The sequence below is a fragment of the Alkalibacterium indicireducens genome (assembly GCF_039522005.1).
Classification (GTDB): domain Bacteria; phylum Bacillota; class Bacilli; order Lactobacillales; family Carnobacteriaceae_A; genus Alkalibacterium; species Alkalibacterium indicireducens.
The window spans coordinates 1,908-26,963 of sequence record NZ_BAAADA010000009.1 but is presented as its reverse complement, the minus strand read 5'-3'; the positions used below and the strand labels follow the sequence as shown (position 1 = coordinate 26,963).

18 protein-coding genes and 1 CRISPR repeat array are annotated in these 25,056 nt (G+C 41.9%); of the genes, 12 read left to right on the top strand and 6 right to left on the bottom strand.

The window, feature by feature from the left end; all coding sequences use genetic code 11:
• Nucleotides 1–77: 77 nt before the first annotated feature.
• Nucleotides 78–5,395: a CRISPR direct-repeat array (repeat unit 36 nt; unit sequence GTTCCTTTATACCAAAAGATGAGAGAGTACCAAAAT).
• A 10-nt stretch (nucleotides 5,396–5,405) separates the two neighbouring features.
• From ABFX15_RS00690 to cas9, 4 genes are all read right to left on the bottom strand, one after another.
• Nucleotides 5,406–6,299, bottom strand: a complete 894-nt coding sequence (locus ABFX15_RS00690; RefSeq protein ID WP_346023642.1) for a hypothetical protein — start codon at nucleotides 6,297–6,299, stop codon at nucleotides 5,406–5,408.
• Between the two features lie 38 nt (nucleotides 6,300–6,337).
• Nucleotides 6,338–6,646, bottom strand: coding sequence for a CRISPR-associated endonuclease Cas2 (cas2, locus tag ABFX15_RS00685; protein WP_346023641.1), 309 nt, complete (start codon nucleotides 6,644–6,646; stop codon nucleotides 6,338–6,340).
• A gap of 4 nt (nucleotides 6,647–6,650) precedes the next feature.
• The gene (gene cas1, locus ABFX15_RS00680; RefSeq protein WP_346023640.1) at nucleotides 6,651–7,553 is read right to left on the bottom strand and encodes a type II CRISPR-associated endonuclease Cas1; all 903 of its coding nucleotides are present in this window, start codon (nucleotides 7,551–7,553) and stop codon (nucleotides 6,651–6,653) included.
• Nucleotides 7,554–7,733: 180 nt separating this feature from the next.
• Nucleotides 7,734–10,982, bottom strand: a complete 3,249-nt coding sequence (gene cas9, locus ABFX15_RS00675) for a type II CRISPR RNA-guided endonuclease Cas9 (RefSeq protein WP_346023639.1) — start codon at nucleotides 10,980–10,982, stop codon at nucleotides 7,734–7,736.
• A 240-nt stretch (nucleotides 10,983–11,222) separates the two neighbouring features.
• Here cas9 and rnc point away from each other — a divergent pair, with 240 nt between their 5' ends.
• The 6 genes from rnc to ffh are packed head-to-tail and all read left to right on the top strand — an operon-like array spanning nucleotide 11,223 to nucleotide 19,331.
• Nucleotides 11,223–11,924: a ribonuclease III gene (gene rnc / locus ABFX15_RS00670; protein WP_346023638.1), complete on the top strand. Its 702-nt coding sequence runs from the start codon at nucleotides 11,223–11,225 to the stop codon at nucleotides 11,922–11,924.
• 42 nt (nucleotides 11,925–11,966) lie between these two features.
• Nucleotides 11,967–15,530 carry a chromosome segregation protein SMC gene (gene smc / locus ABFX15_RS00665; RefSeq protein ID WP_346023637.1) on the top strand — a complete coding sequence of 1,188 codons (3,564 nt, stop codon included), beginning with the start codon at nucleotides 11,967–11,969 and terminating at the stop codon, nucleotides 15,528–15,530.
• Between the two features lie 12 nt (nucleotides 15,531–15,542).
• Nucleotides 15,543–16,355 (top strand): Cof-type HAD-IIB family hydrolase, encoded by an 813-nt coding sequence (locus tag ABFX15_RS00660; protein WP_346023636.1) that lies wholly within the window; start codon nucleotides 15,543–15,545, stop codon nucleotides 16,353–16,355.
• Nucleotides 16,356–16,398: 43 nt separating this feature from the next.
• The gene (gene ftsY / locus ABFX15_RS00655) at nucleotides 16,399–17,481 is read left to right on the top strand and encodes a signal recognition particle-docking protein FtsY (protein ID WP_346023635.1); all 1,083 of its coding nucleotides are present in this window, start codon (nucleotides 16,399–16,401) and stop codon (nucleotides 17,479–17,481) included.
• Nucleotides 17,482–17,533: 52 nt separating this feature from the next.
• Nucleotides 17,534–17,881 carry a putative DNA-binding protein gene (locus ABFX15_RS00650; protein WP_346023634.1) on the top strand — a complete coding sequence of 116 codons (348 nt, stop codon included), beginning with the start codon at nucleotides 17,534–17,536 and terminating at the stop codon, nucleotides 17,879–17,881.
• Between the two features lie 7 nt (nucleotides 17,882–17,888).
• On the top strand, nucleotides 17,889–19,331 hold the full coding sequence (gene ffh, locus ABFX15_RS00645; RefSeq protein ID WP_346023633.1) for a signal recognition particle protein: 1,443 nt from the start codon (nucleotides 17,889–17,891) through the stop codon (nucleotides 19,329–19,331).
• Nucleotides 19,332–19,444: 113 nt separating this feature from the next.
• On the opposite strand, the gene ABFX15_RS00640 is transcribed toward ffh, so the two are convergent.
• Entirely contained in the window at nucleotides 19,445–19,801 is a 357-nt protein-coding gene (locus ABFX15_RS00640; RefSeq protein WP_346023632.1) for a hypothetical protein, read from the bottom strand.
• A gap of 206 nt (nucleotides 19,802–20,007) precedes the next feature.
• On the opposite strand from ABFX15_RS00640, the gene rpsP reads away from it, so the two are divergent.
• The 5 genes from rpsP (at nucleotide 20,008) to rplS (ending at nucleotide 22,897) form a co-directional block, all read left to right on the top strand.
• Complete coding sequence (gene rpsP / locus ABFX15_RS00635) at nucleotides 20,008–20,280, top strand: 30S ribosomal protein S16 (protein WP_091268959.1); 273 nt, start codon at nucleotides 20,008–20,010, stop codon at nucleotides 20,278–20,280.
• Between the two features lie 110 nt (nucleotides 20,281–20,390).
• Nucleotides 20,391–20,636, top strand: coding sequence for a KH domain-containing protein (locus tag ABFX15_RS00630; RefSeq protein WP_346023631.1), 246 nt, complete (start codon nucleotides 20,391–20,393; stop codon nucleotides 20,634–20,636).
• A gap of 499 nt (nucleotides 20,637–21,135) precedes the next feature.
• On the top strand, nucleotides 21,136–21,648 hold the full coding sequence (gene rimM / locus ABFX15_RS00625) for a ribosome maturation factor RimM (protein ID WP_346023630.1): 513 nt from the start codon (nucleotides 21,136–21,138) through the stop codon (nucleotides 21,646–21,648).
• Nucleotides 21,648–22,397: a tRNA (guanosine(37)-N1)-methyltransferase TrmD gene (trmD, locus tag ABFX15_RS00620; RefSeq protein ID WP_346023629.1), complete on the top strand. Its 750-nt coding sequence runs from the start codon at nucleotides 21,648–21,650 to the stop codon at nucleotides 22,395–22,397. The genes rimM and trmD overlap by 1 nt, the downstream gene beginning before the upstream one ends.
• Nucleotides 22,398–22,540: 143 nt before the next feature.
• Nucleotides 22,541–22,897: a 50S ribosomal protein L19 gene (gene rplS, locus ABFX15_RS00615; RefSeq protein ID WP_091480465.1), complete on the top strand. Its 357-nt coding sequence runs from the start codon at nucleotides 22,541–22,543 to the stop codon at nucleotides 22,895–22,897.
• 165 nt (nucleotides 22,898–23,062) lie between these two features.
• Here the strand turns inward: rplS and ABFX15_RS00610 are convergent, their stop codons facing one another.
• Complete coding sequence (locus ABFX15_RS00610; RefSeq protein WP_346023628.1) at nucleotides 23,063–24,142, bottom strand: M42 family metallopeptidase; 1,080 nt, start codon at nucleotides 24,140–24,142, stop codon at nucleotides 23,063–23,065.
• Nucleotides 24,143–24,611: 469 nt separating this feature from the next.
• Here ABFX15_RS00610 and ABFX15_RS00605 point away from each other — a divergent pair.
• Nucleotides 24,612–25,056 (top strand): transposase (locus tag ABFX15_RS00605; protein ID WP_346023627.1); only part of this gene is annotated, 445 nt, incomplete at its 3' end.

Here is a 25,056-nt window from a genome sequence, read left to right as displayed (position 1 = left end):
TTAATTGCCTCATTTTCTTAAATAAAACTGCCGGAATAAAGTGACATTTACTGGCTGGATTATTTTGCTTTTCTACAGTTCCTTTATACCAAAAGATGAGAGAGTACCAAAATAATCGCCGGTAAAAGAAAGCGAGAGAAAGTGTTCCTTTATACCAAAAGATGAGAGAGTACCAAAATCACCCCTGCGAGGATAATTCTACTACGATTGTTCCTTTATACCAAAAGATGAGAGAGTACCAAAATGATACGACCAAGGCAACGTCTGCTCCGGACGTTCCTTTATACCAAAAGATGAGAGAGTACCAAAATCACGGCGGTAACCGTTCAGGCTTTGACCAAGTTCCTTTATACCAAAAGATGAGAGAGTACCAAAATGAGATAAGACGTGAGCGTGACCGTCAACGCGTTCCTTTATACCAAAAGATGAGAGAGTACCAAAATTCTTGATAGCCTTGATATAAAACTCCTTCAGTTCCTTTATACCAAAAGATGAGAGAGTACCAAAATTGTGAGTGCAGCAATGGGAAAAGTAACCGTGTTCCTTTATACCAAAAGATGAGAGAGTACCAAAATACGTACTCAACAGGTCTTTCTAGATTCCTAGTTCCTTTATACCAAAAGATGAGAGAGTACCAAAATCGCAAGGCGTATAGAGAAGCGTATCCGAATGTTCCTTTATACCAAAAGATGAGAGAGTACCAAAATCTGTGTAGTAGATGTTTTGCCCCATATAAAGTTCCTTTATACCAAAAGATGAGAGAGTACCAAAATCCGTTAAATACTGTTATAACTTTATCTACCGTTCCTTTATACCAAAAGATGAGAGAGTACCAAAATAACACTCGTCGTCGTATCTGCTTCTCAATCTGTTCCTTTATACCAAAAGATGAGAGAGTACCAAAATAACTAAATGTCGATAAATCAAAATCGCAATGTTCCTTTATACCAAAAGATGAGAGAGTACCAAAATCTATTTAGGCTTCAATAACTCCTGGACGTAGTTCCTTTATACCAAAAGATGAGAGAGTACCAAAATATATAAGCCACTGTTTCATCGTCTTTTTCAGTTCCTTTATACCAAAAGATGAGAGAGTACCAAAATGCCGATTAATAGAGATGTGGAGGTGGATGAGTTCCTTTATACCAAAAGATGAGAGAGTACCAAAATCCGATGACAGGCTATTAAACTACTTGCACTGTTCCTTTATACCAAAAGATGAGAGAGTACCAAAATCCGGTCAAAGTTCTGTCGGTGCATCTTTTGGTTCCTTTATACCAAAAGATGAGAGAGTACCAAAATGCAGGTATCAACATTGGATTTAAATTATTCGTTCCTTTATACCAAAAGATGAGAGAGTACCAAAATCTAAAAGACTGTACAAAGGATGGAGAATAAGTTCCTTTATACCAAAAGATGAGAGAGTACCAAAATTAACCGACTATTAGAAGGGGTCGGTTATTTGTTCCTTTATACCAAAAGATGAGAGAGTACCAAAATTGCTTAACTCCTGATCATTGTATATTTCATGTTCCTTTATACCAAAAGATGAGAGAGTACCAAAATGAACTTATATGCGGTGGACATGGATGACTTGTTCCTTTATACCAAAAGATGAGAGAGTACCAAAATATTGCTACCAGCACGAATGCACCTTGACGGGTTCCTTTATACCAAAAGATGAGAGAGTACCAAAATGCTATTGCAACTCTAGCTAATTTTTCGTATGTTCCTTTATACCAAAAGATGAGAGAGTACCAAAATGACCAGAAGAAATTAAGACGGTAACAGGTAGTTCCTTTATACCAAAAGATGAGAGAGTACCAAAATCAGTTACTGAACTAACAATGTTGCTTAAAAGTTCCTTTATACCAAAAGATGAGAGAGTACCAAAATATAGCTTGTAATACTCCATCAGCATTTAATGTTCCTTTATACCAAAAGATGAGAGAGTACCAAAATTGGAAAAGATAGTGGCGAATGATTATAATCGTTCCTTTATACCAAAAGATGAGAGAGTACCAAAATCACTGCCTAGCTGATACAGATCCATCAAGCGTTCCTTTATACCAAAAGATGAGAGAGTACCAAAATTCAGATTCCAATCGATCTGCATCACTGTATGTTCCTTTATACCAAAAGATGAGAGAGTACCAAAATAAGGAAAAAGAGTGGCTATGTTAGATAAGGGTTCCTTTATACCAAAAGATGAGAGAGTACCAAAATGAGTGGTTACCCCTAAACACATAATGGTGTGTTCCTTTATACCAAAAGATGAGAGAGTACCAAAATGAGATAAGACGTGAGCGTGAACGTCAACGCGTTCCTTTATACCAAAAGATGAGAGAGTACCAAAATATACTTTTATCCGGTACCAGGTGACATAAAGTTCCTTTATACCAAAAGATGAGAGAGTACCAAAATGCTTTACGACGGTTTCGTCTCGTTCATCTTGTTCCTTTATACCAAAAGATGAGAGAGTACCAAAATGCCGGTCATCATCATCAAGCGTCACACGCTGTTCCTTTATACCAAAAGATGAGAGAGTACCAAAATTTGACCTTTGGTCAGGGTGTCATGCAAGCAGTTCCTTTATACCAAAAGATGAGAGAGTACCAAAATGCTTTGCCTAGTACCCCACCGATAGCGCCAGTTCCTTTATACCAAAAGATGAGAGAGTACCAAAATAGGCTCTTTATCCTTTGATTCTTACGGTTTGTTCCTTTATACCAAAAGATGAGAGAGTACCAAAATTGTAGTCTATAAAAGCAACATAGGGCTTGCGTTCCTTTATACCAAAAGATGAGAGAGTACCAAAATTACCAGTAGTATATCGGCGCATCTTCGTACGTTCCTTTATACCAAAAGATGAGAGAGTACCAAAATACAGCTATACGCGCACGTTCTTCATACGCCGTTCCTTTATACCAAAAGATGAGAGAGTACCAAAATAGAGGGGCATCACATAGCTGTCTGGGTGAAGTTCCTTTATACCAAAAGATGAGAGAGTACCAAAATACAAAAAGATACGCAAATCAGTCTGAAAGAGTTCCTTTATACCAAAAGATGAGAGAGTACCAAAATTGCGAAGGCAGATGAAGCTTTATTTACAGGGTTCCTTTATACCAAAAGATGAGAGAGTACCAAAATTACGGCGAAGATGTACTAATCTTTAGCTTAGTTCCTTTATACCAAAAGATGAGAGAGTACCAAAATCCATCAATCTATCTAGCACTATTGTATCGAGTTCCTTTATACCAAAAGATGAGAGAGTACCAAAATAACCTAGACCTTTGTCTAAGTTTATTCAAAGTTCCTTTATACCAAAAGATGAGAGAGTACCAAAATGGTGACACGTACGACTATGTGCCTAACTCAGTTCCTTTATACCAAAAGATGAGAGAGTACCAAAATACAGCAAGAACTATAGTAGATACGGCGGCAGTTCCTTTATACCAAAAGATGAGAGAGTACCAAAATTTTATTCAAGCGCTACCGACTAAATCATGAGTTCCTTTATACCAAAAGATGAGAGAGTACCAAAATGCGGCTTATCAACAGGATCTCCATTGGCAAGTTCCTTTATACCAAAAGATGAGAGAGTACCAAAATACCAAAAACTGCAGACATACAGCAGGCGTTGTTCCTTTATACCAAAAGATGAGAGAGTACCAAAATACCATTCGAGGATTTGGGTTAGAAGCAAGTGTTCCTTTATACCAAAAGATGAGAGAGTACCAAAATCCGTCGCAAGCCGTTCATGTCAGATGCAGAGTTCCTTTATACCAAAAGATGAGAGAGTACCAAAATCATAGTCGGCTAGGTAAATCAGCCCAGACAGTTCCTTTATACCAAAAGATGAGAGAGTACCAAAATTGGGTATAGAAAGCACTACAAAGAATTAGCGTTCCTTTATACCAAAAGATGAGAGAGTACCAAAATTCAAATACGCTATTCCAGGCAATGCAAATCGTTCCTTTATACCAAAAGATGAGAGAGTACCAAAATCACCCTTGTTGGACTAACCCTAGAACAATAGTTCCTTTATACCAAAAGATGAGAGAGTACCAAAATCGCAAGGCGTATAGAGAAGCGTATCCGAAGTTCCTTTATACCAAAAGATGAGAGAGTACCAAAATCAATGCCATTCGTATGGTCAAAATATCTGTGTTCCTTTATACCAAAAGATGAGAGAGTACCAAAATAGCGTGCGGAACGGTTAAAAGCAGCAGGATGTTCCTTTATACCAAAAGATGAGAGAGTACCAAAATACCAAAAACTGCAGACATACAGCAGGCGTTGTTCCTTTATACCAAAAGATGAGAGAGTACCAAAATGGCTATTAATGCTTCTTTTAGCAATTTATCGTTCCTTTATACCAAAAGATGAGAGAGTACCAAAATCTTCTGTAAACACAGACTTCCATCCCCATGGTTCCTTTATACCAAAAGATGAGAGAGTACCAAAATTATAAGAAAGAAATACATTGATTTAATAAAGTTCCTTTATACCAAAAGATGAGAGAGTACCAAAATGACAATCAGACGAATGCTAAAGAGCGGCGAGTTCCTTTATACCAAAAGATGAGAGAGTACCAAAATCATTGAGCATGCCTTTTCTTACATATTCCTGTTCCTTTATACCAAAAGATGAGAGAGTACCAAAATTAAGTATCATGCCGCTATGGCCGAGTTGGAGTTCCTTTATACCAAAAGATGAGAGAGTACCAAAATGGGCGGGAGCTGATGAGTTAGCTTTCAGGTGTTCCTTTATACCAAAAGATGAGAGAGTACCAAAATCCAGACGCACAGCGTCCACCCTCGGGCGATGTTCCTTTATACCAAAAGATGAGAGAGTACCAAAATGGGTGTTCTCTGGGTTCTAACTACGACGTGGTTCCTTTATACCAAAAGATGAGAGAGTACCAAAATTGAATTGCGGCTCTATGCCAATCCATTCAGGTTCCTTTATACCAAAAGATGAGAGAGTACCAAAATACCAACCGCCGCCTGTGTGTTTCGGGAAGTGTTCCTTTATACCAAAAGATGAGAGAGTACCAAAATCGGGTGCGTCCGTGGTGCAGCAATGCGTACGTTCCTTTATACCAAAAGATGAGAGAGTACCAAAATAACGCAGCGTATAAAGTTTCTTCTGTCAAGGTTCCTTTATACCAAAAGATGAGAGAGTACCAAAATATCAGGTCCATTCATAGCCCTTTTCTATCCGAGTTCCTTTATACCAAAAGATGAGAGAGTACCAAAATAGCGTGCGGAACGGTTAAAAGCAGCAGGATGTTCCTTTATACCAAAAGATGAGAGAGTACCAAAATGAACAGCTACCATTTATTATCGAAGGCGTAGTTCCTTTATACCAAAAGATGAGAGAGTACCAAAATGCCATTTTTATTATACCCTACCAGTTGTAATCGTATCAATGAATTTAATAAATTCATCAGGAATGCCAGTGTAATCAACTTTGTATGGTATATGTGTAAGATGTACTAATAAGAATAAGTAGATAAACACAGTTAGTTTATCCACAGACGACAGAGATAAAATCAATAGATTCTCGTCCGACTTATCCACAACGTCAATATACCACTTTTTTGCCACGTCAAACTCATCAGGGTCGAATATGAAGGGAAGCCACTCTTGAATAGTCGATCGATAGTTCTCCAGAACAACATGATTAATGACTTTTTCTTTGAACACAATATTGGACATTCCTCGAAATGGGTGTGTCGTTATAACGATAAATTGTTCAGGTGCAGCTTGTAAAAACTGATCTAACTTTTCCAGCTCTCTTAAATCGAAATGATTCTCAGGGCTAATTAATAAGAATAGATTTTTCTTGTCATTATTCAAATGTTTTGCAAGTTTAATTGTTTGTTTAAATTCGGTAATTCGATCAGAATGATTGAACTCCGTCGAGATATTCTTTTTCATCATTTTTTTACTGAAATCATTCAGTTGTATCTTGATCTCATTACCGAAAGTATCGTTAAGAAATTGAACTTCTTCCTGAAGATCCTCCCAGCTTTCTACGAATTGCTTATAGATAGGAGAGAGTTCCATATAGGAATAAAATGATTCCAATAATTGCTTCTCATTATTGAAAATATTAGTTAACGGGAAAGAGTCGGAATAAGACATTATATTTAACTGGAAATCATTGCTATTTAATCTCTCATTACCTTCGCGTAAATCGACTTTCTTATTCAAGAATGCCTCCCTAATATAATGAATACAGTCTTTCCATTCTTCAGGTTTGCCTTTTAGAATCGTTACTTTGTCGATCAATATCCTTGAATGAAAGTGATCATCAAATGTCCATTCTTTCATAATATCACCATGGTATTATCGCTTAGAGTATTTTCAGTTACAGTTTTATCTCCAACGAGTAGATACATTTTATTATACTGCTTTTCCGTCACAGCCATTGCCCTCACGGATCCATGAAATGGAAGGTTTTGTCTTAACGTAACCATATAGGTATCTAATGCACTTCGGTTAGGAAAAATCTTAGAGTAGACAGAGAATTGAACCATTGTGAAACCATTTGATATAAGGTATTTTCTGAAACGAGTGTAGGCGCGTCTTTCTTTACGTGTATTCATTGGCAAATCAAAAAATAACATAAGTCTCATGAATCTATATGGCGATCCCATTAGCTGGGTAAAGCAGTAGATCTGGATTTTCTTCATCCATCGATTTGATGTAACTTTGGATGAGAATGCTTATTGCATTAAGTATTGTTTGTTTTTGATTGCCAATCAAAATTTTGTTGTTACTTATCAAATACACCAATTTCTGTTTCGTCTGTTTATCTAAATAATCTTGTTCACTCATTAAGATACTGATCCATAAATCAACAATAGGTCTGAAAGGTTCGATTAGATCATCTGCCAGATTGAAGGCGTTATACTGATTAATGTGACCAATTCCTAAAGCGGGGTGGAGACCATGAGCAATAATGCTTCGAGCAACTGTTGATCTCAAGACGATATAACCGTAATTTAATCCTGAATTGATTCCGTCAAGGCTGTCTCGATCTCTAATGAAGGAGTTCCCAAATAGTGTTTTAAAATACAGTTTAGCTGCATGTCCTTCACGGTTTGTGCGATCGGCTAGTTGGACCGTTTCGCCTAACTCAAATAACTGATGAATCACCTTATCATCCTTTTTTAAATGATTTAATACGGATGCTTGATTATAGATCTTAATTTGAATGATCTGTTGCCACATAAGTTGTTTGATCTGTTCTGTCCAGCTGATTTGCTTTTTAATTATCTTCGATGACTGATGGTGGCTGTGAGGGGATAGGATATATGTATTCGGCAGATGTTTTTCGTCACAAAAAACCATTAATATATGGTACTTTGCTAATTTATTAATTATACGAGCAGTCACTATGGTCTGCTGATTATCAACAATGATTGTATGAATATCCGAAAGAGGGATAAGTATTTCCGACTCATCTCTGATCACTTTTAAGTTATCCAAATATAGACGTAATTGATCTGCTTTTTCTATATATACGATGCGCCAGCTCATTATATTTCACCCCTTAAACTAATTTTGTATACAGAAAAAGCCCCAATTAAGGGGCTTTCATCTGTGATTTCGGCATAAAGCCTTTTTTTGGTAGGTTCTCTCAACCTTTGGTATAAAGGAGTCCTCCGTCGAGGACAACCTTATTATAGCAAGAGAAGAGACAGATGTAAACCCTCTATTTTAAATTGCTTTAATTTTATCCTTGAATTCTTCTTTATCAACGAGATATTCGTTACCTAATATATCAACATTAAACTTACTAATGTTTTCAAAAGAAGTTACATATATGGTTAGTCGATCTGTAGATATAGACTCAATCTCATATAATTCCAATCTACTTAATCTCGGATTATTATCTCCCCTAAACAACTTATCATAGTGAATCAACTTACTTTCCTTTTCACCAGTTTCTGGATTAACTATCTTCTCGTACTTATCATACGATATCCGATCATTCTTATAAAAACTGTACTGAAACTCAAAAGACTCATCTATATTCTTGTAAGGAGCTGCCAGGCCATCTTTCCCGTAATACTTGTCTAAATCAAGCACATATTCATTACCCACTTTTCTGAACCAGTTATAAGGAACCCCTAAATATTTATACTTACCTTCGTCATTCTTATAAACATCGATACGTATACTTTTTCGACTTAGAAGAACCACATCTTTCTTGGCACCAGGGTATTTATCCGTAATGTCAACATGAATGCCTAATTTACTATCCAGATACTTCAAACTCTTAACCGGTACTTTTCCGTCTTTAAGAATAAAGCCATGCTCATTAAAGTAATCTTGGAATGGGTTTTCTGCATGTTTATGTTCTTCGATAACTTTCATGACTAAGTCCCAAGTTTTTGGATCATGCTGAGCCATTAGGAAGTTGTCCGGTTTCTTGTCAATTCTTTTCTTCAATGCAGCAAAGCCTTTTTTGTCTAACTCATAAATGTTTTTCACTTTTCCTACTGTATATTTTTCTCCACCTTTTTCACGAGTAGAGTAAAGCGTCTGATTAGTCATCGTGCGGTTAGGTTTTCTATCGACCTTGTGAGAGTACTTCACTTTGTTCTCCATGCTTCTCAAGCTGTTGATGAACTTAAGAGTAGGGGAGCCGAAGATTTTTTCTTCTGAAAGGATTTCTCCCGTTTCTTTGTCTACGACAATGCCTTCTCGGTTGAAGTCTACAGAATTCAGCTGTTTCAAGATAGGGGTCGCTCCAATAGCCGCCACAATCAGTGCATCGATAGCGTGGTGGGCATGACTTTCATCTCTGTCCTTATTCAATCTAGCCCGCCTTCTTAATGCAGAAGTGAAACTACCTCTGATAGATAATACTGTTGTATCGATCTCATTATTCATATAAAAAGTTCTGAGGTTAGAAGAAAAGCTGCGCATAGCATAACGTGTATCTACTAAATTTCTATTGATAAAATCTTTCTGAATTTCCGGATCACGCTGCACATCTCTTTGCTCTAATAGATAATTCAACTTATGCTTAGACATTTTCTTAGATTTGAACAGATTAGTGCAGTCCACTCTGTATTCTTCAAACGACCGCTTTGCTTTTCCACTTGAAAAGTATTGGAAGGGAGTAAGCTGACCTTTATCCTGGTTCTCTGCTCTGTAGCACAGAACTTTATTCTGTTGGCTGTCATCGAAAGAGTAGGATAGTGGAATGATGTGATCGATCTCAAAGCGCGTCGGATCATTTTTTATGTCCTGAGGCAAGATCTGCCGTCCACTGTAAATACACTTGTAATCCTGCTGATCCATCAGCTTCAGTGCCATCATTTGCTTGCCGGAAAGTTTCAGGTCCTTAAGTTCTTTCACATCAAGCAGCTTAGCCATTTTCTTTTCAAAGTCGCCTTGTTTCTTCTGGAAATCTCTGTATTTTTTCTTCTCATCATCACTATTTTTCTCTCTTGCCATTTCTACTACAACATAGGCTAATTCGCCATGCTGTTTTCTAACTGCATTCGTAATTTTAATTGCTTCCCGGTGAGCGCGTCTTGCTACTGTACTTAAAATAGCCTCATCATCAAACTGAATATGCGGTCCTTTTTGAAGGTTTTCCAGACGGCTTTTACCTAACCCATGATCAGTGAAGAGGACCATCTGGTTTTTGTTTGTTTCCCAAAGTTCAGGTAAAATAAGCTCCATTCCTTTTTTAGATAAGGCATGGTATTCCTTGAAAGAGGTATCTTGAACAAGTGCCTGTGTAACTTCCGCCAAATCCTCTTCAAACGTTTCTCTAAATAATTGAGTCAATTGCTCTTCGCGACGGGTCAGACTTTTTTCAGCAGTGAGTATTTCGGCAATCTCATCTAGTAAATCTCTATTTTCAAAAAATGAAGAGGGGATGGAGACCTCTTTCAATAAAGATTTCAGCTTTTTAAATCCTGAAAATTCTGTAAAAATAGGCTTATTTGATTTTAAATCCAGTCTTGCACCTTTGATATCCAACTCATTAGATATACATATAAGCTTTGCAATATTCTTAAGTGTAACTTTTTTTCCATTCTTAGCATAGGTCTCTATTAAGTATTCTTTTTGTTCTCTTGAAAGGGAATCCATCTCGCCAGTTTCATCGCCAGGGAACCTTAAGTTGTTCAGGTCGTTAAGCAGATTAAATAATTCAGCTGTATAAGCTTTTTTGGGAATACGCAGTTCATCAGTAAAATAAGTCCCTCGTCCACGCATCTTGTTAATCATTGTTTCGTGTTGAAGGATGCCATTTTCATCGAAAAACCATTCACCATAAGGGGTAGGAGATTTCTTGGAACCTGGACCTTCATAATACTGCCGGCGATTATTGATTAGTTCAATAATGCCTTCAACAAATTCATCATCAATCTGCTTATGGAACTGACGCTGAAATTCTAGTAACGCTTTAGCTTCATCAATATAATCACTCGTTTTAAAGCGATTCGTGTGATTTCTTACTGGTTCATTATTTTTCAACTTGGCATACTGGATATCGATAATATAGTGATCCTCCAGTTTTTTTGCATTTCTTTTTAGCTGTTCTTTTGTAGATAATTCACTTCCCGAGGTCTTTTCATCTTCTTCCGGTGTATCGATTGTTGTCCCACGTCTTTTAATGAGATGGTAGAGGGCTGCAGCTAATTCTTTTTCTGAAATTTCTTTTCTAAGTCCATAATATCTACTCTTATAGGGATCAATGTTATGTATTCCTTCACAAGATAAGCCATTAGACTCTAAAAATTCCTTTGCTCGTTCAAGTCTATGTTTACGTCGACGCTTCAGTCTCCGGGCGCCTCTAAAACTTCTTCTTTCTTCATTTGCATTTCGAGTTGCTTCTTCAAACAGACGAACACCTGCATCAACTACTTCATTAGTGTCTTTGTCAATGATTCCCCATCCAACACTTGAAATCCCTATATCAAGTCCTAAAACTAAATTTGACATATCTACTCACTCCATACCTAAATTAATTTTAATTATTATATCATGAAAAGGTCTTCAACTGATGGTTTTATACGATATTTTTATTTATATTAATATTTATCTTTCTTGATACTCGTTCTAGATTAAAAAATCTGAATACAATATTTCAGAAAATCCCTAGCTTGATGCGACCGTGTGTTTATTTTTCGCATAAAATCAAGTATACTAAAGGGGTATTGGTTAAGTGAGGTGAATAAGTTTATGAAAAAGTTGGTTCAGCATGTTTACGATCAGTTTGGTGTGACGTTCAATGACCGGTCAGTTTTGATCGAGGCGTTTACCCATTCATCCTATGCGAATGATCATCGTGACGAACAGATCAGAAATTTGGAACGGCTTGAATTTTTAGGCGATGCGGTACTTGAAGTGACCGTGTCGGAATATCTTTACCATAAATACCCGAATCATCCTGAGGGGCAGCTGACTCGCATGCGTGCGTCGATTGTTCGAGCGGAGAGTCTGGCTAAACTGGCCAAGGAGTATAATCTTCATCAGTTTGTACGTCTGGGCAAAGGGGAAGAACAGATGAACGGCCGGACACGCCCGTCACTTTTGTGCGATGTGTTCGAAACATTCATTGGTGCGGTATTTGTGGATCAGGGAATGGATGTTGTAAAAGACATTTTAAAAGCCATTTTATTTCCAAAAATTGATTCCGGTGCTTTCTCTCATGGGATGGATCACAAGACGGCTTTACAGGAGTTGCTGCAGCGTAATGGTGTAGTGACGATCGAGTACACAGTAGTGGACAAGAGAGGTCCCGACCACCAGAAAGAATTCGTCGTTGAAGTCAATGTCGAAGGCGATCTGTTTGGTAAAGGTGTGGGACGCTCCAAGAAAGCAGCAGAACAGGCCGCAGCGAAAGTGGCGCTTGATATGCTGGAAGAATCGAATGAGTCGTAGTGTTCATGCGTCAGTCGAATACTATGAAGGAGAGACGATCACGTGCAATTAAAACGATTAGAAATTAAAGGGTTCAAGTCTTTTGCCGACAAGACGGTTCTGGACTTTACGGAAGGGATCACGGCGGTAGTCGGACCGAACGGGAGCGGCAAGTCGAACATCATCGAGGCGATCCGCTGGGTCATGGGTGAACAGTCAGCCAAGACCTTACGAGGCGGCCGGATGCATGATGTGATCTTTTCCGGTACGGATCTGAGAAAGTCAATAAACATTGCGGAAGTCACCTTGGTTCTGGACAATCAGGATGGCTTTCTTCCTGTGGAATTCGAAGAGGTCAGTGTGACCCGCCGAATCAACCGTAACGGAGACAGCGACTACCTCATCAATAAGGAAAACTGCCGTCTGAAAGATATAGTGGATCTGTTCATGGATTCCGGTTTAGGAAAAGAGTCCTTTTCCATCATCTCTCAGGGACAGGTCGAAGCCATCTTCAACAGCAAGGCCGAAGACCGCCGGGCAATCTTTGAAGAAGCGGCCGGTGTCTTTAAGTACAAGACTCAAAAACTAAAGGCTGAACGCAAGCTGTTTGAGACACAAGACAATCTGGACCGAGTTCAGGATATTTTGTATGAACTGACGGCTCAGCTTGAGCCGCTTAAAGAGCAGAAAGACATTGCGGAAAGCTTCGTGAAACAGAAGGAAGAACTGACGGATCTGGATATTGCTCTGTCGGTCATGAAGATCGACGAGTACGTTCAGGATCAGAAAAGCAGTAAGGAACAAGCCGAACAATATTCCAAGCATGTTCTGCAGCTGACTCAGGAGATTGATTCGAATGCTCAGGTCATTAAAGATAAGAAACACGCACTCCATGAGGTCGAGACCAGACGGGACGCCATTCATGACCAGCATATCGAGTCCATCAAGCAGATCGAGCGGACAGAAGCCAGTTTAAGACTGGTTGAAGAACAGGAAAAACATCAGGATGCCTTCCTGAGCGAGAAACAGGGACTATTAGAACGTGAAGAGCGTCAGCTGTCTGAACTGGAACACCAGATTGCCGAAGTCAAGCAGATTTATGCGGATCAGTCTGAACAGGTCAGCCAGCTGAAGACGGACTACACGCAGAAAGAAGACCAGCTGAAACGCCTCCTTGGAAACAAGGAAGAAGCGATGGAAGCCCTGCGTGCCGATTATATCGAGGCGATGCAGGAAAAGACGTCATTAAAGAATGAAGAAACTTACTTAACCAGACAGCTTAACCAGACGTCACTATCGTCAGAAAAGCAGAACAAAGCGGTTAGAGACGTGACGGAGAAACTAGCTGAAACCGAAGCGTCACTTAAAGACAAGGAAGCAGAACTAAAAGCACTGAAGACAGACTTGGACGACCTGCTTCGCTCATTTAAAGAGACCAAAACACGTCTGGATGATATTGAATCATCCTATGGACAAAAAGCCTCCCGCATCAGTCAGCTCCAGCAGCAGCTGAACCGGGCTCAGGCCAAGCAGCAGAGTCTGGCTGAAATGCAGGAAAACTACGCTGGTTACTTTGCCGGGGTTAAAGCCGTTATGACAGCCAAAAATCAGCTGGATGGCATCGTCGGAACGGTCGCAGACATGATGGATGTACCGACTGACTACACGGAAGCGATCGATGTCGTTTTAGGTGCAGCCAGTCAGTTCGTTATAGTCGAAGACGAAAAAGCAGGAAGAGATGCGATCCAGCACTTGAAACAGAAGCGTGCCGGACGCGCGACTTTCCTGCCGTTGACAACGATTAAACCGCGTTCGGTTGCCGGACATCACATTTCACGTGCCGGCAGCACGGACGGCTACATCGGAATCGCCAGTGAGCTAATCCAGTACGACGATAAGGTATCTTCTGTGATGAAGAACCTGTTAGGATCGACTATCGTGGCCAAAGACCTTCAGTCGGCCAATGCGATCGCTAAAGCGGTCCAGTACAGTGTCCGTGTCGTGAGTCTGGAAGGCGACGTGATGAATGCCGGTGGATCCATGACTGGCGGGGGCGGCAAGCGCTCCTCCAACGCTCACCTCTTTTCTCAGAAGAAAGAAGAGAAGGCGCTGCGCATTCAAATCGACGAACTGGAAAAGACCTTGTCACTCAGACAAGAAGAGAACCGTACAGAACAGGAGCAGCGCAAACAGCTTTCAGCACAGCTGGAAGACCTGCGTGCCTCGGGTGAAGACAAGCGTCTGGCTGAAAAGCAGCTGGAATACGAAGTGTCTCAGCTGACTGAGACCGTCAGACGTCTCGAGCGCGAGAAAAAAGGCCTGCTCTTTGAAGTCAATGAAGCAAGTACAGAAGAAAACACCTTGTCCGAACAGCTGAAAGACGTTCAGTCCAAGCGGACAGAAGCGGATGAGACGCTGGTCCGTCTGAAAGCTGAAATGGATCAGCTCTCTGATGAAAAAGAAAACAGAGAAGAACAGAAAGAACGACTCCAGGCCGAACAAAGCGACATTCTAGAAGCCTGGAACCAGGCCCGAGAAGCTCTTGCGTCTACCCGTTCCCGTCGAGACAGTCTGGCTGATCAGATTGCTCAGGTCGAAGAGGCCATCTCAGCAATTAAAGAGGACCTTGATCAACTGGAACGCGGCGAGGAGCTGGAATCCAAGGAAGACCTGGATGCCCGCCTTGCTCAGCTGAATGATGAAGCAGACGAGCTGCGCACATCGGAACAGAAACTGAAGACCGAGCACAGCGAACTGGACAGAGCCGTAAATGATCTGGAAGAGCGGACAGCTGACCTTCAGGAACGACGGTCCAATCTTCAAGGCGAGAAAAACCAGCTGGATATTCAGATCTCAAGACTGGATGTGTCGATCGACCATCTATTGGACTACTTGTCTGAAGAGTATACGATCAGTTATGAAGAAGCCAAGCTGAATCAGCCCGACGACATCGACCGGGAAGACACTCAGAAACGGGTGAAACTGCTCAAACGAGGCATTGAAGAACTCGGTCCGGTCAATATCGGCTCGATCGAGGAATACGAGCGCGTCCATGAACGGCATTCATTCCTGGCCACTCAGCAGCAGGATCTGCTTGAAGCGAAGGAAAAACTGTATGACACGATGGATCAGATGGACAATGAAGTCAAGAAACGTTTCTACGAGACATTCAGTCAAGTCAGAGATCAATTTGCGATTGTCTTTCCACGTATGTTCGGAGGGGGACGGGCAGAACTACGCCTGACCGATCCGGATGACTTGCTGGAATCAGGGATCGAAATCGTGGCACAGCCGCCTGGTAAGAAACTGCAGTCACTAAGTCTGTTGTCTGGTGGGGAACGTGCCCTGACAGCACTTTCGCTGCTCTTTGCGATCATACAGGTCCGTCCGATCCCATTCTGTATTCTGGATGAGGCCGAAGCGGCTCTGGATGAAGCAAATGTGACCCGATTCGGACGTTACCTGCACGAATTTGCGTCCGATACTCAATTTATCGTCATCACGCACCGTAAGGGAACCATGGAAGAAGCAGATTCTCTCTACGGCGTGACTATGAAAGAGAAAGGCGTGTCCAAGCTGGTATCCGTTCAGCTTCAGGATCTGGATGAACGCGTCGAACAAGCCTGACAGGAGGACCTTATGTCAATCAAACTAGTCGCAATCGACCTGGACGGCACACTGTTGAACAGTGACCACCAGGTATCAGAAGAAAACAAGCGTGCTATTCAGAAAGCCAAGGATCAGGGCGTGAAGATCGTCCTAGTTACCGGACGCCCACTCAAAGGTATGCTGTCGATACTGGAAGAATGCAATTTGACAGAAGAAGGCGATCTGGGTCTGACCTATAACGGCGGACTGGTCCAATGGACACGAACTGGAGAAACTCTTCGAGAAATCACTTTATCTAAAGAAGATGTTCTGGACGTCTACCGGTTGAGTCAGGACCTGGACCTGCCGTGCAACTTTATTGATCTGGATACAGTCTATGAACCGTCTTATCCAAAAGGCAAGCCGTCTCAGTACCACAAGCATATGAAGGCTCTGCCTTATAAGCCGCTTGATATGGTCACTTTCCCGGAATCCTTTGCCATCAACAAGATCGTCATGTGCTGGCACCAGGAGGAACTGGATGAGAAAATCAAGGACATCCCTCAGGTGTATCATGACCGTTATACAATCATGAAGTCTAGAGACAATCTGCTTGAAGTTCTCCCGAAGACGGTTGACAAAGGGAAAGGCCTGATTCTTTTAAGCGAGCTGCTGGATATCTCTCTTGATGAGATGATGGCGATCGGTGATCAGGAAAATGATCTGGCAATGGTTCAGACAGCCGGTACAGGTGTAGCGATGGCCAATGCGATAGATATCGTCAAAGACGCCGCTCAAATTGTCACTAAATCCAATGATGAGCACGGTGTTGCTTATGCTATTGAACAATATGTGTTAAACTAACTGTATATGCGTCATAAAAAGTGAGAGAAAGAGTGAATCCATTATGGGATTATTTGACAAGATTAAATCCGCTTTTACTGGGGCGGAAAAACAGACGGAATCACAGGAAGTAGTCGAGGATGACGTCAAGGAAGTTGTTGAAGACTCCGCTGCCGAAGATACGACACTGGAACCGGATGATACCAAGAAAGAAACCGAACAGTACGAAAAAGGACTGAAGAAATCCCGTGTGTCGTTCACTCGCCGTTTAAATGAACTGCTTGCGAACTTCCGCTATGAAGATGAGGAATTCTTCGAAGAACTGGAAGACCTGCTGATCGAATCAGACGTCGGCTTTGAAGCGACCATGCAGATTGCTGAAAAACTCCGCTACGAATCAAAAGTTGAGAACGTCAGAAGCATGAAAGATGCTGAGCGCGTCATCGTACAGACGATGGTCGACATGTACGGCGAAAGCAATCCGGATCATCACGAATTCAACGAGAATCCAGATGGGCTGACAGTTGTTCTTTTTGTCGGCGTCAATGGCGTCGGGAAAACAACGACGATTGCGAAAATGGCTCATCAGTATATCGATAAAGGTAAGAAAGTCGTCATGGTTGCGGGAGACACCTTCCGTGCCGGAGCGATCGAACAGCTGCATATCTGGGGAGACCGTGTTGGAGCAGAAGTCATTTCCACCAAACAAGGCGGAGATCCGGCTGCTGTGGTCTACGATGGAATAAAGACCGCTCGTGAGTCAGGTGCTGACATCCTATTGATAGATACAGCAGGACGTCTTCAGAACAAGAAGAATCTTATGAACGAACTTGAGAAGATGAAACGCGTCATTTCAAGAGAAATTCCAGATGCGCCGCACGAAACCCTGCTGGTACTGGATGCTACAACTGGGCAGAACGCTTTGAACCAGGCCAAGATCTTCCAGGAAACAACAGACGTAACAGGTATCGTTCTGACCAAGATGGATGGAACGGCTAAAGGGGGAATCGTCCTGGCTATCGGTAAAGAGCTAGGTATCCCTGTGAAATTCGTCGGACTGGGTGAGACGATGAATGACCTTCATCCATTCGATACTGAGAAATTCGCTTACGGCCTGTTCAAGGAACTGATTGCGCAGACCAATTAAATTAATTTCGTTACACAACTGAGATTCAACTGAAGAAAGGTGAACACTGATTATGGAACTGGAAAAAACCCTGCGTATGAACAGTCTCTTTGCATTCTATCATCCGCTCCTAACGCCCAAGCAGCAGGAATACATGAAGTTATATTATGGTGATGACTATTCACTGGGTGAAATCGCGGATGCTTTTTCAGTGAGTCGCCAGGCTGTGTATGACAACATCAAACGCTCTGAAGTTATTTTACAGGACTATGAAAGCAAGCTGCACTTGGTGGAAGAATTCGACAAGAAACAGGACGCAGTTGATACATTAAAAGAATATGCTAAAGAGAAGCATGCATCAGACACGCGTCTGCACGAGCTGATAGACGCGATCAGTCTGGATTCAATGAGAGAGGAATGAAACAGGTATGGCCTTTGAAGGATTAACAGGACGCCTGCAGGATGCCTTTTCCGGACTGCGTAAGAAAGGAAAAGTCACTGAGGCGGATGTAAAAGACGTTATGCGTGAGGTCAGACTGGCCTTGCTGGAAGCCGATGTCAACTATAAAGTAGTTAGAAATTTTGTTAAGACCGTACGAGAAAAATCGTTAGGTGAAGAAGTACTTGGAAGCCTGAATGGGGGCCAGCAGGTCGTCAAGATCGTTAACGACGAGCTGACGGAACTGATGGGTGGCGAACAGGAGAAAATCATTTTTGCCGATCCAGGTCAGGGACCGACCATCTACATGATGACCGGTCTGCAAGGGGCAGGAAAGACAACGACTGCCGGTAAACTGGCAAATTATCTACGCAAGCACGAAAACAAGAAACCAATGATGGTCGCAGCTGATATCTATCGTCCAGCGGCGATCGATCAGCTGGAAACCCTTGGTCGCGACTTGGATATCCCTGTCTTCAGTATGGGAGACCAGGTCAGTCCTGTCGAGATCGCTGAAAAAGGGATCCAGCAGGCAAAAGATGAGAACCGCGACGTCGTCATCATCGATACGGCCGGTCGTCTTCACATCGACGAAAACCTGATGAACGAACTGGAAGACATCAAAGCTGCCGTCAATCCGCATGAGATATTCCTTGTGGTGGATGCCATGACTGGTCAGGACGCCGTCAATGTAGCAGATTCATTCAATGACCGTTTAGGTATTACCAGTGTGATCCTGACGAAACTTGATGGTGACACCCGCGGGGGTGCTGCGCTGTCGATTCGTTCCGTTACAAATAAACCAATCAAGTTCACAGGTACCGGTGAGAAGCTTGAAGCGCTTGAACCATTCTATCCAGACCGTATGGCTAACCGTATCCTTGGTATGGGAGATATTCTGACACTGATCGAACGTGCTCAGCAGGAAGTCGATGAAGAGCGTGCTGAAGAAATGGCCGCTAAAATGCGTGAAAACCGCTATGATTTCAATGACTTCATCGAACAGATGGATCAGATGACCAATATGGGACCGATGGAAGATATCCTTAAAATGATTCCGGGTATGAGCAACGTACCAGGAATGGCTGATTTCCAGATGGATCCTAAAGACATTGCACATATGAAGGCGATCGTTTTGTCCATGACACCGGAAGAGCGTGAAAATCCTGATATCCTGTCACAGAAGCGCAGACGCCGTATCGCCAAAGGATCTGGCCGTGACATCGCTGAAGTCAACCGCTTGATCAAGCAGTTCAAGCAGTCTAAAGAGATGATGAGCAAGATGTCCAAAGGCAACATGGGCGGCATGCCGGGTCTTGATAAACTGTTGGGCGGCGGAGTAAAAGGTAAACTCGGTAAGATGGCACTGAATGGCATGGCTAAGAAAAACAACAAGAAGAAAAAGAAGAAAAAAATCAGACGCAAGAAGTAATTGGGTCAACAGGAGAGGTCAGGACTTTATGGTCCTGGCTTTTTCATTCCCGTTCTACGTCAAATAACGTTGGTAAAGAATAATAAGTAAGCAGAGGAGAGTACACGCTGTTATTATAGGTCTGTTTCGTCCTGATTCATCCAGTACTGATTGTCTTCAATAAGCTGCTCGAGGATGTCACGTTCTTTTCCATTGGGGGATGCTTCATTATTGAGAAGCTGATCCACTCGTTCAGATGTGACACCTAATGCTTCTTCCAGTTCTTTTTTCGACAGTATATTCTTGTCAATCAGTTCTTCAGTACGGGCCAAGTAGATGATCCCGTCGATTTCCTGATCAGTCAGTTCGTCGTCGAAAGAGAATTCCAGTTTAAGCAGTTCCTTCAAAGAGGTCAGGCTCATAAAAACGCCGATCCCTTTGGCCATCAGTTTGACTTGTCGCATGATAAAATCCTGATCTTCTATTGTCATCTGACCCATCCTTTCTTATAGAACCAGTATACCATGAACAGTGATGTTACTTGTTTCCTGAAAATTTTACTCTGTAAAGAAAAAACACTTTACAATCTTTTTTTCCCGTGGTATGATACATATCGTGAGTTTGATTAAGAGCAAAACTCAGATTAAAGGGTCTTTATAAAAGATATCTTTACAATTTAACAGGAGGTGCAAGTCAAATGGCAGTAAAAATTCGTATGAAACGTATGGGTTCTAAAAGAAATCCTTTTTACCGTTTAGTTGTTGCTGATTCTCGTGCTCCACGTGATGGACGCATTATCGAGCAAGTTGGAACATACAACCCTGTATCAACTCCAGCTGAAGTTAAAATCGATGAAGAGTTAGTAATGAAATGGTTGAAAGATGGTGCGAAACCATCTGATACAGTTAAAAACTTACTTTCTAAAGAAGGAATCATGAAAAAATTCCACGATGAGAAGTACAGCAAGTAATTGGTCTAACTAAATGAATCAATGAAGAAGAAAAGAATGGGTTGTGTCAGTCATGGCGCTCCTTCTTTTCTTCCTTCTGTATACTGAGTCTATTTAAGAAGGATGGTATTATGACTGATAAAGAAATGCGCGAGCTGATTACAACTATTGTCGAGCCATTAGTGAGTCATCCTGAAGACATCAAGCTGGACTTGAAAGACACCGATGAGTTCCACGAGTATATGCTGGAAGTTCATTCGGATGTTGTCGGACGTGTGATCGGTAAACGCGGACGTATTGCCAAAGCGATTCGAGCAATCGTGTACAGCATTCAGTTCGATGGCCCAAAACGTGTACGACTGACCATCGTTGACTAACTCATTCTGCTGGTATGCAGGCTTGATGGTCACAAATAGCAGGTAAACAACCGGGATGGCTCTTAGAGTGCATCCCTTTTTTTATGAATTTTTATGATAAATTAAGTTTTTGTCTAGCTTAACGTACCAACCTCTCGAGAAAAAGATAAATTTACCCATTGCGCAGGATGCTCTTCTTCCGCATACTCTGTCTCTACGCATTGAAATGCTAGAGTCACAGCAATTCGGGGCAAATTTCCTCTACTCGCTATCGCTCGGTCGATCTCAACAATAGTTGTACGTGCTAAAGCACTACAACTTGTAAGGTCTACTCGCTATCGCTCGGTCGATCTCAACAATAGTTGTACGTGCTAAAGCACTACAACTTGTAAGGTCTACTCGCTATCGCTCCGGCGATCTCTAGTATATCTGTAAGAGCTGAAGCTCGAACAGATACTAAGGTATTTTCTTCGAGTCTAAACGGTACGTGAAGCTTTTCTATACTGAGAGGAGCAGGGCAATGGATTATTTTGACGTAGGAAAAGTTGTGAACACCCATGGACTGAAAGGGGAGGTCCGGGTCATTTCGATCACGAATACCCCTGAAGCACGATACTATGAAGGCGCGCCTTTGACCTGGTTCGGCAAGGACGGGGAAAAGGAAGAGCTGACTGTCCGTTCACATCGTCAGCACAAGAATTTCGATCTCCTGACTTTCGAAGACTACTACAACATCAATCAGGTTCAGAAGTTTGTCGGAGGTATCCTGCGTGTCGGTGAAGACTTGCTGCTGGATCTGCCTGAAAATGAATTCTACATTCATGAAGTAATCGGCTGTACCGTCATCGACAATGATACAGATGAAGAAATAGGCAAAGTCAAGGAAGTCTTATCTCCGGGAGCGAATGATGTCTGGGTCGTTCAGCGTCAGAATCAGAAGGATCTGCTCCTTCCTTATATTGAACCAGTTATTCTGGATGTCGATATAGAAAACCGTGTCATAAGAGTACACGTAATGGAAGGGCTGGACTAATGAAAATAGATGTCGTCACGCTGTTTCCAGAAATGTTCGACGGGCCGCTCGGTCATTCGATCGTCAGTCGGGCCATCGATAAAGGAATCGTTGAAGTGAATCGTGTCAATTTCAGACAATTCGGTAAAGGCAAGCATCAGGTTGTTGATGATACGCCGTATGGTGGTGGCGCAGGTATGCTTTTAAAACCCGAACCGCTCTTTGATGCTATGGAATCAATCGAGGAACGTTCACCGGAAACAAAAAAACGTGTCATATTGATGGATCCGGCAGGGAAGCCATTCAATCAGGCAATGGCCGAAGAATTCTCAGAAGAAGAACATCTCGTGTTTCTCTGCGGCCATTATGAGGGGTATGACGAGCGTATTCGTTCTCTGGTGACTGATGAGGTCTCTCTTGGCGATTACGTCCTGACAGGGGGCGAACTGGCTGCTATGGTCATGATCGATGCCTCAGTCCGTCTGCTTCCGAATGTACTAGGTAACGCCGCATCAGCTCAGACTGACTCACATTCAAGCGGCCTGCTCGAACATCCGCATTATACTCGTCCTGCTGAATATAAAGGCATGGGTGTGCCGGATGTGCTGATGAGCGGGAACCACGCTAAAATAGACGAATGGCGCCATAAAGAGTCACTCAAACGAACGTACTTCAGACGCCCGGATATGCTGGAGACTAGAGACCTGACCAAGCAGGAACAGCAGTGGATCAAAGAGTTTCAATTGGATCAGGAATCTGACCAGCAGTAATTTTTTTTACACGAATCAAGGAAATAACCTTTACACATAAAACGTAGTATGTTAAAGTAAGTAATTGAGTGGGCAACCACTCTTATTACGCAATATTCCGCTGAGACAAGTACTTAAGAGTGTTGCGCGAGAGGAGAAGGCAAATGAATCCATTAATTGAGGCAATCACACAAGAGCAATTACGTTCTGATTTACCAGATTTTCGACCTGGAGATACTGTTCGTGTACACGCGCGTATCGTCGAGGGTGAACGTGAACGTATTCAGCTTTTTGAAGGCGTAGTAATCAAGCGTCGTGGTCAAGGAATCAGCGAAATGTACACTGTTCGTAAAATTTCAAACGGTGTCGGCGTTGAGCGTACTTTCCCAGTACATTCACCACGTGTAGCTAAGATCGAAGTTCTACGTCAAGGTCGTGTACGTCGTGCTAAATTGTACTACCTACGTAACCTACGCGGAAAAGCAGCTCGTATTCAAGAGCGCGTTCGCAAAACTAAGTAATCAACTAGTTTTCTAAAGATCTCATTCTTTAATTAGAGTGAGGTCTTTTTTTTGGATTTATTAGGATTGTCGTACCAGTTAGTCACCGGGCCTTTAGCAAAAACAGTCTGTACACCGATGACAGGGTACAGACTGTTTTTTCTCTATTCTATAGCGTATATAAGATTAATCAAAGTCTACTTCAAATTTGTCCAAAAATGACTGATCGATAGCTTTAATTGATTCAGCTGCCAGCTGGACTGTATGATTAAAGTCCTCAAAAGAGGCGAAGAGGTGATGCGTATGAGCATAACGGCTAGGTACACCAAGGACAAGAACAGGCACTCCTAAGTTATTCAAATGAATACGACCGGCATTCGTTCCGCCGCCTTCACGCACCGCATGCTGAACAGAAATCGCGTGTGTCTTGCTGACTTTATTTGCCAAGCTGATCCAGTCTTCATTGGCAATGTAGCTGCTGTCCTTGTGCCTGATCTGTGGACCATGCCCCATTCTTGCTTGAGACAATTCAACCGGTTTTGCATAATCGTCAGAAGGCGTCCCTTCAAAGACAATAGCTAATTGAGGATCCACTCGTCTCGCAGTTACTGTTGCTCCTCTTAAGCCGACTTCTTCCTGAGCAGCCAGGGCACCGACCACGTTTACTGGTAAGTCTTCGTTTTCTAGAGCTTTCAATGTTTCTATAACTGCAGCACAGCCCAGACGGTTGTCAAAAGCTTTCCCTAGCATCGTCTGATTTTTATCATTGTAGTCGAACGTGACATCTGGAACGATAGGCGCTCCGACCTCGATACCGAACGTATCCATGACTTCTTCACGTGAAGTCGCCCCGATATCCAGCTTCATGTCTTTCATTGTCAGGCCGCTATCCCGTTCTTCCGGTGTCAGGAAGTGTGGAGGCTTGGAACCCACGATGCCTTTGATATACTGGCCGTCTCTGTTTCTAACTTTGAACAGGTGAGCCGAAACGTTATACCATTCCCAGCGTCCGAGCATTTCGATTCCTAAAAGGCCGTTCTGGTCTATGTAGCTGACAATAAACCCGACTTCGTCTAAATGAGCATCCAGCATGAGTGTCGGTTTGGACGCATCATAATTTTTCGGATAAAGGTACAGATTTTTAAGACTGTCTTTTTTTGCCTTCAAGCTTCCTTTGTGCTTCAAAACGACGTCAATGACCTCATCCTCAAATCCCGGTGCTCCAGGTGCATTACTCAACGCTTCAATCAGTTTAATATCTGTCATAATTATTCCTCCCCATAAATCTTGTGTTTAATGATACCGTAAGTGAGTGGATGATGCTAGATGCATTAAAGAAGAAGAGAAGGACTCAGTAATTTATTGTTTCATAGATTCTACCGTACCGCCCAGCAGGATTTTAAGGACATTACTTAACACTTAAACAACCTAAAATAAATACTATACCTACAGTTGTTATAGCGTTTTCAATTGCTATAGATGAGAAGCATGTAATAATCCTCGAATCATTTTCGATTCTGAAATGCCTTGGTGTGTTTAACGTTAGAAGGTCGGTAAAAAATAAATCGACAGAGGCAAAGATTGGTATGAAGCCATTCAACATTTTAAAATTTCATATTTTTTAAAAATACGACTAAACAATAAAAAAAGGGAATTCCCTCTTTGTTGGCGCGATAGCGCCCTCTATTGTTGTATAATAGAGTTAACCAAAAAACAAAAAGAAAGGAAATTCCCTATGGATATTGTAGCACAATTAAATTTATTTGAAGAGAACGAATTAGGCGATTTAGAAAAATTATACACTGTGCTAAATGAGCTGCCGGATCAAGCCCTCATTAAGGCACTTGATGAAGAACGCCCTACGGGGCGAAATGATTACTCAAATCTATCAATGTGGCGAGCTTTTATTGCAAAATTTGTCTTTCAGCACCCGACTGTTCAAAGCCTCATACGAGAACTTAATCGAAATAGTCAATTGCGACAAATTTGTGGCTTTCAAACGCATCATATTTTAGTAAATGGTGAATCTAAAAAAGTTTTAGCTCCAAGCGCTTCGGCCTTTTCTCGTTTTAGTTTTCGATTGACCAATCATCTCGAAAAAGTGGAGGGAATATTTACTACTTTATTGGAAACTCTGTATAAGGAACTTCCAGAATTAGGTGAAAATTTGGCAATTGATG

Bases quoted from the DNA above. Each gene is read 5' to 3' on its own strand.
- rplS (WP_091480465.1), top strand. From the start codon at position 22,541: ATGAATCCATTAATTGAGGCAATCACACAAGAGCAATTACGTTCTGAT.
- ABFX15_RS00610 (WP_346023628.1), bottom strand. From the start codon at position 24,142: ATGACAGATATTAAACTGATTGAAGCGTTGAGTAATGCACCTGGAGCA.
- ABFX15_RS00640 (WP_346023632.1), bottom strand. From the start codon at position 19,801: ATGACAATAGAAGATCAGGATTTTATCATGCGACAAGTCAAACTGATG.
- rimM (WP_346023630.1), top strand. From the start codon at position 21,136: ATGGATTATTTTGACGTAGGAAAAGTTGTGAACACCCATGGACTGAAA.
- ffh (WP_346023633.1), top strand. From the start codon at position 17,889: ATGGCCTTTGAAGGATTAACAGGACGCCTGCAGGATGCCTTTTCCGGA.
- ABFX15_RS00630 (WP_346023631.1), top strand. From the start codon at position 20,391: ATGACTGATAAAGAAATGCGCGAGCTGATTACAACTATTGTCGAGCCA.
- rnc (WP_346023638.1), top strand. From the start codon at position 11,223: ATGAAAAAGTTGGTTCAGCATGTTTACGATCAGTTTGGTGTGACGTTC.
- rpsP (WP_091268959.1), top strand. From the start codon at position 20,008: ATGGCAGTAAAAATTCGTATGAAACGTATGGGTTCTAAAAGAAATCCT.
- ABFX15_RS00660 (WP_346023636.1), top strand. From the start codon at position 15,543: ATGTCAATCAAACTAGTCGCAATCGACCTGGACGGCACACTGTTGAAC.
- ftsY (WP_346023635.1), top strand. From the start codon at position 16,399: ATGGGATTATTTGACAAGATTAAATCCGCTTTTACTGGGGCGGAAAAA.
- cas2 (WP_346023641.1), bottom strand. From the start codon at position 6,646: ATGAGACTTATGTTATTTTTTGATTTGCCAATGAATACACGTAAAGAA.
- trmD (WP_346023629.1), top strand. From the start codon at position 21,648: ATGAAAATAGATGTCGTCACGCTGTTTCCAGAAATGTTCGACGGGCCG.
- cas1 (WP_346023640.1), bottom strand. From the start codon at position 7,553: ATGAGCTGGCGCATCGTATATATAGAAAAAGCAGATCAATTACGTCTA.
- cas9 (WP_346023639.1), bottom strand. From the start codon at position 10,982: ATGTCAAATTTAGTTTTAGGACTTGATATAGGGATTTCAAGTGTTGGA.
- ABFX15_RS00650 (WP_346023634.1), top strand. From the start codon at position 17,534: ATGGAACTGGAAAAAACCCTGCGTATGAACAGTCTCTTTGCATTCTAT.